At 56.5% G+C, this 13579-nt stretch carries 14 protein-coding genes; 9 read left to right on the top strand and 5 right to left on the bottom strand.

The features are described from left to right. The first annotated feature begins 148 nt into the window (after positions 1–148). Positions 149–1159 carry an NAD(P)-dependent alcohol dehydrogenase gene (locus tag CKW14_RS20515; RefSeq protein ID WP_095126007.1) on the top strand — a complete coding sequence of 337 codons (1011 nt, stop codon included), beginning with the start codon at positions 149–151 and terminating at the stop codon, positions 1157–1159. A 129-nt stretch (positions 1160–1288) separates the two neighbouring features. On the opposite strand, the gene CKW14_RS20510 is transcribed toward CKW14_RS20515, so the two are convergent. Both CKW14_RS20510 and namA read right to left on the bottom strand, forming a co-directional pair. Further along, positions 1289–1672, bottom strand: coding sequence for a nuclear transport factor 2 family protein (locus CKW14_RS20510; RefSeq protein ID WP_095126006.1), 384 nt, complete (start codon positions 1670–1672; stop codon positions 1289–1291). Between the two features lie 40 nt (positions 1673–1712). Further along, complete coding sequence (gene namA, locus CKW14_RS20505) at positions 1713–2753, bottom strand: NADPH dehydrogenase NamA (RefSeq protein WP_095126005.1); 1041 nt, start codon at positions 2751–2753, stop codon at positions 1713–1715. Between the two features lie 112 nt (positions 2754–2865). Between namA and CKW14_RS20500 the strand changes: the two genes are divergently transcribed. Next, on the top strand, positions 2866–3255 hold the full coding sequence (locus CKW14_RS20500) for a helix-turn-helix domain-containing protein (protein ID WP_095126004.1): 390 nt from the start codon (positions 2866–2868) through the stop codon (positions 3253–3255). Positions 3256–3405: 150 nt separating this feature from the next. On the opposite strand, the gene CKW14_RS20495 is transcribed toward CKW14_RS20500, so the two are convergent. Then, positions 3406–4368 carry an AraC family transcriptional regulator ligand-binding domain-containing protein gene (locus tag CKW14_RS20495; RefSeq protein ID WP_095049007.1) on the bottom strand — a complete coding sequence of 321 codons (963 nt, stop codon included), beginning with the start codon at positions 4366–4368 and terminating at the stop codon, positions 3406–3408. Between the two features lie 67 nt (positions 4369–4435). Between CKW14_RS20495 and CKW14_RS20490 the strand changes: the two genes are divergently transcribed. Together CKW14_RS20490 and CKW14_RS20485 are read left to right on the top strand one after the other, a co-directional pair. Continuing rightward, complete coding sequence (locus tag CKW14_RS20490; RefSeq protein ID WP_095126003.1) at positions 4436–5293, top strand: sterol desaturase family protein; 858 nt, start codon at positions 4436–4438, stop codon at positions 5291–5293. After that, positions 5290–5883, top strand: coding sequence for an NADPH-dependent FMN reductase (locus CKW14_RS20485; protein WP_095126002.1), 594 nt, complete (start codon positions 5290–5292; stop codon positions 5881–5883). Before CKW14_RS20490 ends, CKW14_RS20485 begins: the two co-directional genes overlap by 4 nt. Positions 5884–5976: 93 nt before the next feature. Here CKW14_RS20485 and CKW14_RS20480 read toward each other — a convergent pair whose 3' ends face one another. Further along, positions 5977–6879, bottom strand: a complete 903-nt coding sequence (locus CKW14_RS20480; RefSeq protein WP_175559576.1) for a LysR family transcriptional regulator — start codon at positions 6877–6879, stop codon at positions 5977–5979. A gap of 123 nt (positions 6880–7002) precedes the next feature. On the opposite strand from CKW14_RS20480, the gene CKW14_RS20475 reads away from it, so the two are divergent. Together CKW14_RS20475 and CKW14_RS20465 are read left to right on the top strand one after the other, a co-directional pair. Then, on the top strand, positions 7003–8433 hold the full coding sequence (locus CKW14_RS20475) for an aldehyde dehydrogenase family protein (RefSeq protein ID WP_095126001.1): 1431 nt from the start codon (positions 7003–7005) through the stop codon (positions 8431–8433). Between the two features lie 430 nt (positions 8434–8863). Continuing rightward, positions 8864–9193 carry a hypothetical protein gene (locus tag CKW14_RS20465; RefSeq protein WP_095126000.1) on the top strand — a complete coding sequence of 110 codons (330 nt, stop codon included), beginning with the start codon at positions 8864–8866 and terminating at the stop codon, positions 9191–9193. Positions 9194–9254: 61 nt separating this feature from the next. On the opposite strand, the gene CKW14_RS20460 is transcribed toward CKW14_RS20465, so the two are convergent. Beyond that, a complete protein-coding gene (locus CKW14_RS20460; RefSeq protein ID WP_093431533.1) occupies positions 9255–10160 on the bottom strand; it encodes a LysR substrate-binding domain-containing protein in 906 nt (301 codons plus the stop codon). Between the two features lie 94 nt (positions 10161–10254). Here CKW14_RS20460 and CKW14_RS20455 point away from each other — a divergent pair, with 94 nt between their 5' ends. The 3 genes from CKW14_RS20455 (at position 10255) to CKW14_RS20445 (ending at position 13576) form a co-directional block, all read left to right on the top strand. Then, positions 10255–11421, top strand: coding sequence for an MFS transporter (locus CKW14_RS20455; protein WP_095125999.1), 1167 nt, complete (start codon positions 10255–10257; stop codon positions 11419–11421). Positions 11422–11479: 58 nt separating this feature from the next. Continuing rightward, positions 11480–12106 (top strand): TetR/AcrR family transcriptional regulator, encoded by a 627-nt coding sequence (locus CKW14_RS20450; protein ID WP_095125998.1) that lies wholly within the window; start codon positions 11480–11482, stop codon positions 12104–12106. Positions 12107–12304: 198 nt separating this feature from the next. After that, positions 12305–13576 carry an OmpP1/FadL family transporter gene (locus CKW14_RS20445; protein WP_095125997.1) on the top strand — a complete coding sequence of 424 codons (1272 nt, stop codon included), beginning with the start codon at positions 12305–12307 and terminating at the stop codon, positions 13574–13576. Positions 13577–13579: the final 3 nt, after the last annotated feature.

Here is a 13579-nt window from a genome sequence, read left to right as displayed (position 1 = left end):
AATCAAAGGTTGAACATGATTGTTATCCAAGAATAGAACAATCATGTCTTTTTCCACGCATTTATTGCGCGCCTTCAGCAGCGAAAAATGCACCCAAGGCGGAACCGGCTCTGGTTCGTGGCCATTGATGTGTAATTGGAGACTGGCAATGAAAGCTTGGTTATTGAAAGATTTCGGACTCGACAACCTGCAATTGGGAGAGGTTGCGACCCCGCAACCCAAGGCTGGCGAGTTACTGGTGAAGGTCGGCGCTGTCTCGCTCAACTTTCGCGACAAGGCTATCGTCGACGGCATTTATGAACCGCACATGGTGCCCAAGCCGCTGATTCCAGTGAGCGATGCTGCCGGCACGGTAGTTGCGATTGGTGACAACGTCACGCGCTTTAAAGTCGGTGATCGCGTCAACTCCCACCTTTACTCCCGTTGGCTGGATGGCGAGCCAGGGCCGAACGAACCCGATTACTGCTTCGGTTCGCCGTTGCCCGGCGGTCTGGCCGAATACATGATCATCCATGAAGACAGTGCCGTCGGTGCCCCCGACAACATGAGCGACGAAGAGGCGGCAACACTGCCCATTGCTGCGCTCACAGCCTGGTATTCGCTGGTGGACTTTGGACAAATCCAGCCGGGCCAAACCGTATTGGTTCAGGGCACTGGAGGTGTATCGATATTTGCCGTGCAGATTGCTAGTGCACTTGGTGCGAAGGTCATTGCAACGTCGAGCAGCGACCAGAATCTGCAAACTGTGACGGGACTGGGAGCCGTGGCTGGCATCAACTACAGAACCACCCCGAAGTGGGCGGACGAAGTGCTGAAATTAACCGACGGCAAGGGTGTGGATCTGCTACTCGATGTGGCCGGTGGCAGCGGCATCAATCAATCGGTCGCAGCAACCAAAGCATCGGGGCGCATTGCACAGATCGGCTTTCTCACTGGACAAACCGTTGAGCTCAATCTGATGCCACTTATTTTCCGCCAGACGACCATTCGCGGAATCGCCGTGGCGCCGCGTTCATCATTCGACCGGATGAACGCGTTCCTCAACGAGCACGAAATCCGTCCCGTGATCGATCAGGTTTATCCGTTCGAGAAAGCACGAGAAGCTTACGAACATCTCGCGAGGGGAGCGTTTGGGAAGGTTGTGATCAAAGTCGCTTGATAACGTTGAGGCGCCAATTTGGCGCCTTTTTTCTCGCTCATCGCAGCTTATTCGCCACCAGAGTCTGAGCCGGGCTAGGCTCAGATTCCGATGTCAACGATAAGCAGGGGCCGTCGGACGACCATTCCATCAAGGCCCTACATGAGTTTGAAAAATCTTGCTAATCACAGTCCACTTGCCATCAACTTTCAGCAGATGAAAAAAGTCGGTGAAAGAGATGCCTGACATGTCGTTGGCGTCGATGCGAGCACTAGCCGCCGTACCGACGACTTCGACGCGGACGATAGCTGCTGGTGCGTCAGGAGAAGGGCGGAAACCCTTGTCGATCCCTTCGAACAGTATTGAAATCGCACCCCCAGCCAGCTTACCGTCGCCATCGACGCTGAACATGGTCGCTTGCTCACTGAAAGCCGGCTTCATGATGCTGCTTTTGGCCTGCTTGCAGCCCTCAATGTACTTGTTAAGCACCTCGGTAATGGCTTGGTATTCTTCAACGTAAGTCGGTTTGCTCATGTGCTTGCTCCTGCTTCATAGGATTAGTGCAACAAAGGCATCAGGCTTTGGTATCAAGCCAGACAGATCCATAACGTGTGTAGGCGGTAGGAATCTCGATGATTTCCTTAAGATCATCTGCAGCGGTGCGAACCCAGAATGGATCTCGGAGCATTTGCCGCCCGACAAACACCAGATCAGCTCGGCCGTTCTGCAAGATTTCTTCTGCCTGACGCCCACTCTGGATCACCCCCACAGCGCCTGTCGCAATATGCAATTCCTTACGCAGTAATTCAGCGGCCGGCACCTGGTAACCCGGATAGGTCTCGACCTTGACCATCTTGATCCCGCCGGAACTGCAGTCGATCAAGTCAACGCCCTGCGCTTTCATCCAGCGACCATATTCGAGAAACGATTCGGGCGTGTTTCCGCCTTCGGCGTAATCAGAGCTGGAGATGCGAACGAATAGAGGGCGATCCCCCCAATGAGTTTTAACCTCTTCCAGTACCTCGCGCAGGAAGCGATAACGACGCTTGGCATCACCGCCATACTCGTCGTCGCGGGTGTTAGCCAGCGGCGAGAGAAACTCACTTAACAAGTAGCCGTGCGCGGCATGGATCTCAAGCACATCGAAGCCCGCTTCGCTGGCGCGACGTGCGGCATCGCCGTAAAGCTTTACCAGAGCCGGAATCTCATCAGCCGCGAGTTCGCGAGGAACAGGGCTGGTTTGCGTAAATGGAATCGCCGATGGCGCGATGTGAATCAGACCGGGCAGGTCAGCATTGCGCCCCGCATGGCCGATCTGAGCGCCGGCTTTTGCACCAAAACCGTGAAGCAATTCTGTTAGCGCCTTCAAGCCAACAACGTGCTCATCGCTCCAGATGCCAAGGTCACCGGCTCCAATACGACCGTCAGCCTGAATGGCCAGCGTTTCGGGAAAAATCAGTGCTGCCTGACCCAGGGCACGAGCGCCGTAATGAACGCGGTGCCAGTCGGTCACGAAGCCATCATCCGCCGCCATGTGCATGCACATAGGGGACATGACGACCCGGTTTTTCAGGGTGAGGCCCTTAATTTCATAGGGTGATAACAACAAACTCATCTGGCAGATTCCATCGTGGTGAACATGGAATCATGCTAACTTTTGCAGCACATCGACGTAAGTACGCACAATTTTGTGCGGTAGGCACACTTTTTATACCAAGGTGATAACAGTGAAAAAATGTAACCCTCAGGATGAGATTGAGGCTTTCGCGTGTCCCGTCGCCTTCACTGTTGATGTCATTGGTGGAAAATGGAAATCGCTCATGCTTTTTCACCTGATGTCGGGCACGAAGCGCTTCAACGAGCTGCGTCGGCTAATTCCAGATATCACGCAGAGGATGCTCACACTTCAGCTCAGAGAACTGGAGACTGACGGGGTGATTCATCGCGAAATCTATCGCGAGGTGCCACCCAAAGTTGAGTATTCGCTTACAGCGTTAGGTGACTCACTCGCGCCATTGGTGAGTGCGATGCGAGAGTGGGGCGCAGTGCATGAACGCACGATCCTGGAGCTCAGGCGCTCTGCCGTCTGTGACGACAAGTTGGAATCTCTGGCTTGAATCATGCCGATGTTGAGAGGTGGAGGGGGTGAACAATACGAAGTTTGATGCCCGCTTGGCGCAGGGTTGAAACTGCACGAAAATCACTCGCGCGTGATGAGGCGAATTTTTGAGGTCGCACTGCCGTTACGAAAAATTCGGGCTGCCACCTTATTTCATGTCACGCCATCGGCTTCGGGCGTGTAGATACGCCGTCAAATCGCTGTAACCTAGTTGAGCTGCAATCTCCGTTAATGACTCTCCCTGCAATTCAAGATGCATTTCCAATTCTGCGCGAATCTGATCGAGCAATTGTCTGAAGGTTGTACCTTGCTCTTCCAGCCGTCTGCGCAAGGTCCTTGGCGTCTGGTGCAGCGACTTCGCCAGATTGTCCAGATTGGGAGTTTCACGTCTCGCTAGAGATCGTCGCGCTCCTTCAGCAACCTTGGCTGACCAACCGCTGAAGTTCCGATGCGCGGCGATCCGTCGATCCAGCTCCTGCGTTAATAATTCCAACATCCCGTGATGACGGGTTTGCATTGGCAGGCTTAAGCTTCGAGCATGAAAATAGAAGCAGTTGATCGAGCAATCAAACTCGACTCGATCACCAAACCATTCGGTGTATTGCTTGTAATACGACGGACGCGAATGAGTGAACTTTGCCAAAATCGGCTGCACATTGTGTCCTGTACCTCGTCGTAACTGCGCTATGGACATAACCCCGTAGTGTTCGACGACATACCGCGCCAACTCTCCTGGCGCATCAACGTTCAATTCGACTCCGACGCCGTTTTCGTCATTAACCAACCTGACATTGTCTGTGTCCGAGGCAAGAGGTGCGTACCGGGCCCAAAGGTGCATGGCTGACAAAATATCTGGACTGTACAGGCAAAGATAAGCCAAGACATGCCAGTCCTGGGGTGTGAATAGCGCGAACAATTTTAATCCGATCGCCGGATCGATACGTGCCGCTTCGCGCCACAGTTGATCCAGTTCGATCAGGTTGTAATCCGTACTTTTCCGGGCAACCTGGCTATCAAGGAAGCGCTCCAATACCTGGCCCAGCCTGCCGCGATGAAAGCGTTGGGGGGGGCGGTTGGCCGGTTCTAGCTCAATTTTGTCCATTTCGCGCATTGGGAGGACTTGCTCGCAGGTTTCTAATGAAAGGGCATTGCCCGCAAGGGCCTAAATCGAGAGTGCCATGAATACAACAATGCTCGTCAATAACCCCGCTGTGATAGTAGCCGGGATTTTCCTCTCCTTCATTTTACTGGAACTTGCCTGTTCCTCGCTTCGTCAGTCGTCAGGTAGTAAACGTGACGTGCTCATTGAAGTCGTCGGCTCCGGTATATTAGTGATGGTCACATTTCCTTTAGTCATGTGGCTAAGTGGTCTGATATTAAATCACGCCATCCCGGAAATGAAGGGCGCACTGACCTCTATTCCATGGATCGCAGGATTTGCGTTGTTTCTACTGCTGGATGACATGACCCAATATTGGTGGCATCGCCTGACGCATCGTATCCCTGCTCTTTATGCATTGCATCGCGCACATCATTCCGCGCCCTATATGAGTATTCGCATCGTCTACCGCAACAATAGTTTCTACTATCTCTTGATGCCGGGCATCTGGCTATCAGGCGTGTTGATTTATCTGGGGCTCGCACCCGTTTATTATGTTTATCTGATTATAAAAATGACTGTGATCTTCGCCGCACACAGCAATGTTGCGTGGGACGACAAACTCTATCGCATTCGCGCTTTACGGCCGATCATCTGGGTTCTTGAGCGAACCATCTCCACTCCATCCACTCATTCTGCGCATCACGGTTTGACTGCAGAGGATGGCGTGACTCACTACAAAGGTAATTTCGGTAACCTGTTATTTTTATGGGATGTGTTGTTCGGAACAGCCAAAATTACCCGTAGGCGTCCGCCAGCATACGGTATCGAACACTTGTCACCGATAAGCTGGAAAGAAGAATTGTTCTGGCCAATCGTTCGCTCCCATCGCACGGCACCCAAGGTAAGTGAAGCTAAACAGAAGGTCGCACAATGAGTCGTCATATCGTTCTGCTGTCTGGATCGAATAGATCCAACAGTCAATCAATCAAAGTTGCGCATTATCTGCGCGAGCGGTTAGAAGCACTTGAGCTTTGTGACTCAAGCGAACTAATAGATCTGGCGTCGAGTCCGCTACCGCTGTGGCCAGAAGAAGACACTCAGAAAGCCTGGAGTGCCCAGCAATCCACCCTCAAAAAAGCAACAGCATTGATCGTGATTAGCCCAGAGTGGAATGGCATGGCTTGCCCGGCCCTGAAGAACTTTTTTTTGTACGCAGGATTCAGCGAACTAGGACATAAACCCGCGCTTCTAGTTGGCGTTTCGGCTGGACTTGGGGGAGCCTACCCAATTACAGAGTTACGTGCTTCAAGCTATAAAAATAGCCGGATCCTGTATTTGCCTGAGCAACTGATTATTAGAAACGTTGAATCAATGTTTAACAGTGAGTGCCCTTCAGATGAAAATGATATGCGCATCCGCGCACGTACCGATTGGGTTTTGCATGTTCTTTGCCAATACGATGACGCCTTGCGTACGATACGAACTGCAATCAAATATCCTCCTGAGTTCTCGACGGGGATGTGAGATTGTCGCACCTCAATAAGTTTAAAGTGCAACTGTTAAAGCTAAACATTAGTGGCTGCCGGTAAAGGTCAACTATTTCCAACTCAGCCCAGATCAAACCACAGTGGGCCGTAACTCCTGCGCCAGTTCAATCAGTGCGCGCAATCGCGCCGGCACGAAGCGATGGCCCGAGTAGTAGAGCCTCAACCCGCCAAACGACGGGCACCACGGCAGCAACACCGGCACCAGGGCGCCGCTCGCCAGTTCTTCCTGGATGAACCACTCGGAAATGAACCCAATGCCGAGGCCCGACACTACGGCCTGTTTGATGGCCAGCAACTCGTTGGACGCGAAGCACACCGGCAGATCCATCTGCAGTTTTTGGCCATCGCACTCCAATTCCCACTGGTAGAGGCCACCATGGGCCATGCGCATGCCGATGCTCCGGTGGGTGAGCAGATCTCGCGGATGCTCGGGCACGCCTTGGCGTTCGAGGTACTCGGGCGTGGCCACCACAAGCATGCGGATGTCACCTGAGAGTGCCACGGCAATCATGTCTTGCGGCACAGACTCTGCCAGACGAATCCCGGCGTCGAAGCCACCGGCGATGATGTCGACCATGCTTGATTCGCTGACGATGTCGATGCGCACATCGGGATAGCGCTGAGCGTACTGCTTCAATAGCGGATCCAACAGCAGGTAGGCCGCGCCATGCGGTGCATTGATGCGCAATGTGCCGCTGGGTTCATCGGGGCCGGCGCTGGCTTCCTCGCCGGCACTTTTGATCTGTGCCAACGCAGGTGCGATGCGTGCCACATAGCGTTGGCCGATGTCGGTGAGGGCAACGCTGCGCGTGGAGCGATTGAACAGGCGCACTTTCAGGCGAGCTTCCAGGCCGGCCACCGCGCTGCTCACGGCGGTGGTGGACATGCCCAACTCCTGTGCTGCGCCGCGAAAACTGCTGCGGCGCGCCACGGCCAGTACCACTTCCAGCTCGGTCATTGCTGTTCTGTGCATGGATTGTCCTGAATATAAGGATGCTTCATCAGCCAAAGGATGGCTTATCGGAATAATGAACCCTTCTTAGACTCCTTCACAGAGGCTCGATTCAGGCGAGCCGTTTTTGAGCGAGGAGTCGCCATGCAACGCATTGAACATATCTACATCAACGGCGAGTTCGTCCTTCCACACGGTCAGGAATGGTTTGATCTTCATAACCCGAGTACCGAGGAAGTCATCGGCCAGGTTCGGCTGGGCGACGCACTGGACGCACAGCGTGCGATCGCAGCCGCCAAGGTTGCGTTCCCGGCGTGGGCCCGTACCAGCCGGGAGGAGCGCATTGCGGCACTGCACCGCATGCACCGGGCCATGGCGGCAAGGGAGGAGGAGCTGCTGGAAGCCATCCTCGTGGAGTACGGCGCACCTGCGGTTCGCGGGCGCTGGATGGCGACTTATCCGGCCGAGGTGATCGCGCAGGCAATCGATGCACTGGAGGCATTCGATTTCGAGGAACAGGTCGGCATGGCCAGGGTCATTCTGACGCCGGTGGGCGTGACCGGTCTGATCACGCCCTGGAACAGCAATGCAGGCTTCATCTGCAACAAGCTGGCCACCGCGCTGGCAGCAGGCTGCACCGCCGTCATCAAGCCTAGCGAGATGAGCGCATTGCAGACGCAGGTCGTGGTCAGTGCGTTGCACGAAGCGGGGCTGCCACCGGGTGTATTCAACATCGTCAACGGGCGAGGCGATGTGGTCGGTGAGGAAATCGCGCGACATCCCGATGTCGCCAAGATCTCGTTCACGGGCTCGTCCGCTATCGGGCGACACCTGGTAAAAACCGGTGCTGACACCATGAAGCGCGTGACGCTTGAACTCGGCGGCAAGTCGCCCACCGTCGTACTTGACGATGCGGATTTCCAGGCAGTCATGCCGCTGGTGCTGCAAGCCGGATTTCTCAACAGCGGCCAGGCTTGCATCGCAGGCACTCGCATCCTCGTGCCGCGCCGCCGGCTGGCAGAGTTCGAGCGCATTGCGAAGGAGGGCGTCTCACAGATCCGATCGGGCGATCCGCGTAACACCGACACCGACATCGGTCCGATGGTGAGCCAGAAACAATGGGAACGGGTGCAGCGCTACATCCGTACCGGCCAGGAAGAAGGCGCGAGGTTGCTGGCGGGTGGCGAAGGTCGCCCGCAAGGCTTGCATGCCGGATGGTTCGTGAAGCCCACGATCTTCACTGATGCCAACAACCGGATGCGCATCGCGCGTGAGGAAATCTTCGGCCCCGTGCTGACAATCATTCCCTACGAGGGTGATGCCGATGCGATCAGCATTGCCAACGATACGGACTATGGGCTGAGCGCCCTGGTGCTGGGAAAAAGCTCGGAACGTTGTATGAACGTCGCTCGTCAGATCGATGCGGGGCGCGTGCTCATCAACACCCTGGCCCACGAATCACGTGCGCCCTTCGGTGGATTCAAGCATTCAGGCCTTGGGCGCGAAATGGGCAGGTGGGGGATCAGTGCGTATTTGGAGCCGAAGGCGTTGATCAGCTCTGCCCCATTGAAATGACTGGGTCAGGTTCCTGTCTGGGGGCACTGGAGGGGGAATGGCAATTTAGCGTTCACTGAGCGACTGAAAACGGCCCGAAGCTGCCCTTGATGTCTGTTTGTTGTCGTCATATCTTACGGGCATTCATGGAGGATCCTGGCTGATGGCTCGCGTGGGTTTGAAACTGACACCCGGTTTGCGGACTGAGAGTATGCTTTCCCCGTTTTACGGGATCGACGTCAGGTTTTTTGCTCCTGCTATGGGGCAGTTTCGTTCGCAGGGTGGATTGGCTGTACTGCTCCAGGCACCGCCCCGTCAGCTTCACCTGCGCAGTGTTTGAAGATGCCGGGCTATCTTCAGAGAGCATTGCTCAGTTCAGGTCAATGTTGGCAGCGGAACATGGATGATCGCGTCGTCCCGGCATGTCGGGCACATTCTCAGGAGATAATTGATGAGCGCTGGCGATGTACCTGTGGGGCAAGTGGTACAAGGCTACGTAACGTTTCTGGGGAGTGAGGGGACGTGGATTGGAGCGCAGTTCATGAGCTTCAGTTATAGCGCCAACGGGAAGCGGTTTCACAAGTCTCTCAACGAAACCATTGACGCTTGGTCAACTGCAACTCTGCGTAAAGCCTCATACGGGCTGAAGGTAGGCGATCCGGTGTCGGTTTGGTGCTCTCTCAGCGACCCAGATGTGTGTTGCATCGGCGAAAAACCAGCCGACAAGCCGGCATTGGTGCGTTTGATTGAGTCTCTGGGAGCGATAGGGTATTTAAGTTGATCCACGCTCTCCAGGCCGACATGTGTTGAATTCAACATCACGAATATCCGCAAATATCAGCTTAAGTCTCGGCTGACATCCGATGATGTTCCACCAAGAAGTCCACGAACAACCGCACCCGCGCCGGCATTGCCGCGCCACCGACGAATACCGCATGAATCGGTTCTTGGTCCCCCGGGTTCCACGCTTCCAGCAGCGCAATCAGTTTGCCGCGCTGCAGATCCTCACTCACGCTGAACTCCCCGATACGGGCAATGCCGGCGCCCATTCGCGCGAATTGCGCCAGCGCTTCACCACTGCTGCATTCGATGTTGCCGCTGACCTTCAGGGCAAACGCTTTGCTATCGCGGATAAATGGCCAGTTGGGTTCGGCACGCTTGAAATTGAAGCGCAGGCAGTTGTGTTGGAGCAGGTCTTCCGGTTCCTGAGGGATGCCGTGGCGTTGCAGATACTTCGGCGATGCCACCACGACCTGGCCGGTGGTGCCGATCCTGCGTGCGGTCAGCGGGCTGTCGGGCAGATGGCCGAAGCGCACCGCGACGTCGGCTTGCCCGCCAAGAATGTCGACCACTTCGTCGCCGAGGTTGAGGTCGACGACGATGTTCGGGTAACGGGCGCTGAAGGCTGCGATCAAGGGAACGATGGCCAGCCGTCCATGGCCAAGGGCGGCACTGACCCGCAGTCGCCCCTTGGGCACGCCTTGATCGGCGATGGCTTCTTCGACTTCATCCATGTCGGCGAGGATTCGTCGGGCGCCGCGCAGGAACGCTTCGCCCTCGGCCGTGAAGGTGATCGCTCGGGTGGTGCGCAACAGCAGGCGGGTGCCAAGCCGTTGCTCGGTGCGCGCGATGATCCGACTGACGGCCGACGGTGTCAGACCCAGTGCACGCGCGGCGGCCGACAGGCTGCCTTCCTGCGCGACGGTGGTGAATACGCTCATTTCACCTGATCTGCCGTTGAAATCCACTTGTGCCTCCTACGCAAAGGTGATTGCCAAAAATGCTATCTACCGCCTGAAAAGACGGGATCGTAGCATTGGCGGCATAGATAAGGAGCTTTCCATGCGTATCAATCCACCACTTGTTGCACTCGCCATCGGTGCCTTCGGCATCGGCGTAACAGAATTCGCCCCCATGGGCATGTTGCCGGGTATCGCTGCGGATCTGGGCGTTTCCATTCCCGCTGCCGGTTTGCTGGTCAGTGCTTATGCGCTGGGCGTATTGCTCGGCGCACCGCTGATGACCCTGACCACCGGCAAGATTCCCCGACGCTATCTGCTGATCGGGCTCATGGCGATTTTTACCCTCGGTAATCTGATGTCAGCGTTGGCCACCGATTACTACAGCCTCATGGTCGCCAGGGTGGTCACCTCACTGAACCACGGTGCGTTTTTTGGCGTTGGCTCCGTCGTCGCCGCCACCCTGGTCGCCCCGGAGAAACGTGCCGGGGCGGTTGCGGCGATGTTCATGGGCCTGACGTTGGCGACCATCGGCGGTGTGCCGCTGGCTGCCTGGTTTGGCGAAATGTTTGGTTGGCGCACGGCTTTCTGGGGCATTACCGGCCTGGGCGTGCTGACCATGGCTGCGTTGTGGTTCGCTTTGCCCAACGTGCGGGCGCCGCAAAGCGTCGGTGTCATGGCGGAAATTCGGGTATTGGGGCGCGGCCCGGTGCTCGCCGCGCTGGCCCTGACCGTCGTCGGCTCGAGCGCGATGTTTACCGTCTTCACTTACATCGCACCGATCCTCAGCAGCGAGACCCATGCGTCCACTGCTTACATCACCGCCATGCTGATGCTTTACGGTGTCGGGTTGACGCTGGGCAACATGTGGGGCGGCAAGGCCGCTGACCGCTCGATCGATCGCACCCTGATCGTCTCGCTGAGCGTGCTGATTCTGGTCTTGTTGGCGTTCACCGTACTGATGCGCTGGCCGCTGCCGGCCGCCGTGGCCATCCTGATCTGGGGTATCGCCAGCTTCGCTCTGGTGCCACCGCTACAGATGCGTGTAATGGAGGCAGCCAAGGACGCGCCCAATCTGGCCTCGGCGGTGAACATCGGCGCCTTCAACTTCGGCAATGCGATTGGCGCGGCGCTGGGCGGCGCGGTGATCAGCAGCGGGCTGGGTTATCCGGCGATCTCCCTGGCCGGCGCGGCGATGGCGGGCCTGGGGCTGCTGATGGTGTTGGGATTTGCGTGGCGTTCCAGGACGATTGAAGCCGCCGTGGTGTAACACGTTCAACAATGCTCGGCGAGTTGTCAGTCATTCATAGGGTGAGTAAGCTGCCCCCATGAATCAGCCATCCCTATCTGCCTCCTCGCCGAGCACTCGTGGCCCCGCCGAACACGACATTCGTGACCAGATTGTCGCCGCGGCCAACGAGCATTTCAGCCAATATGGCTACGGTAAAACCACGGTTTCCGACCTGGCCAAGGCCATCGGTTTTTCCAAGGCGTACATCTATAAATTCTTTGATTCCAAGCAGGCGATTGGCGAGGCCATTTGCGGCAACTGCCTGGGCCAAATCGCTGCAGCCGTCGAACAAGCGGTTAACGCAGAAGCGCTTTCAGCCACCGAGCGTTTGCGCAGGTTGGTCAAAACCGTGATCGCCACGGGTGTGGATCTGTTCTTCAACGATCGCAAGCTCTACGACATCGCGGCGTTTTCCGCATCAGAGCGCTGGAACAGCGCCCAGGTGTACGAAGCGCAGATCAAGGGCTTTATCCTCGACATCGTGCGTCAAGGTCGAGAAGCGGGGGAGTTCGAGCGCAAGACCCCGCTGGACGAGACCGTCGAGGCGATCAATCTGGCGTTGCGACCTTTCGTCAACCCGTTGCTGTTGCAGCACAATCTGGATTTGATCGAGCAAGCGCCCACGCTGACCACCAATCTCATCCTGCGCAGCCTCATGCCTTGACCCATCGCTGAGCAAGGTTTTCAGGCGATTCGAGTCAAACGACATCCCCTCATTACGTTTCCTGCCCACCGGCACATCAGTGCTGGGAGGGCATTGAATTTAGTCTTATGTGACCATTGACTGAATCGGTCACATGGATAATATGGCTTCGCTGTAGTGCTCGATGTTCTATTCCAGTGATCTCCATAGAGTCCAATAATGAAAAAAACAATGCTCAAGAGGCCCGTGGGCCTGGCCTTCGTGCTTGCGTCTTCCAATGTGTTTGCCGGTGGCTTTGCACTCAACGAACAAAGCATCAGCGGGATGGGCTCGGGTTTTGCCGGGCGCTCCTCTTCAGCTGAAGACGCCAGCACGATCTACGGCAACCCGGCGGGCATGGCGCGGCTTAAACGGGAGCAGGTCAGCGTGGGCGCGGCGACACTGTTCGCCAAGTCGGATATCAGCCGGACGCGCAGTACGTTCGGCGGCAATGAAGATGGCGACATGGTGCCGACGACCACCGTACCGATGGGGTATTACGTCAAACCCATCGATGACCACTGGGCATTCGGCGTCGGATTTTATGTACCGTTCGGGCTGATCACCGACTACGGCCGTGGTTTTGCCGGGCGCTATTACGCCAACAAGAGCGAAGTCACCACGCTGACTTTCCAGCCGACCATCAGTTACGCCTTTAACGAAAAAGTCTCGATCGGCTTCGGCCCGACCATTAACCGTATCAGCGGCGAGATATCGGGCATGGTCCCCAATCCACTCAGCCCGGGGCGTAATGACGGCAAGCTGAAAAGCACCGGCGATGACACCGCGCTGGGCTTCAACGCCGGTGTGCTGGTGCAGGCGACAGACCAGACCCGCCTGGGCCTGACCTACCATTCCAAGGTCAGTTACCACCTGGATGCGAAAACCAAGGTCACCGATGGCATCTTCAGCGTGCTGGGCGTCAGCGGTCGCAACTATGACGCGTCGCTGGACGTGGACACGCCGGAGTCGGTGGACTTTTCGGTCACGCATCAAATCAATAACGACTGGACGCTTTATGTGGGCAGTACCTGGACGCGCTGGAGCCGCTTCAAGGAGCTGACGATCGAGAACAGTGGTTTGCCGCCATTGCTGAGCGGCCAATTGGGCAAGATCAGCGAAGAGCAGAACTGGCATGACACTTGGGCTCACGCGATCGGTGCAGCCTATCAATTGAATAACCAGTGGGTGCTGCGCGCCGGTTTCTCGGTTGATCAGTCACCGGCTAACAACACCAATCGGGGGCCGCGGATTCCGACGGGCGACCGCAAGGTGCTCAGCTTCGGGGCCGGCTGGACGCCCGTGGAAAATGTCACGATCGACCTGGCTTATTCCTACCTTTGGGAGGAGAGCGTCGAGGTCAACGACACCTCGACATCGAGAGGTGCCTACAGTGCCCAATACAAGAACAGTGCGAGCGGGCTCGGGACTTCGGTGAGCTACCGTTTTTAGGCA

Source organism: Pseudomonas sp. Irchel s3a12 (assembly GCF_900187485.1).
GTDB classification, from domain to species: domain Bacteria; phylum Pseudomonadota; class Gammaproteobacteria; order Pseudomonadales; family Pseudomonadaceae; genus Aquipseudomonas; species Aquipseudomonas neuropathica.
This window is presented reverse-complemented; position numbering and strand designations above follow the sequence as displayed.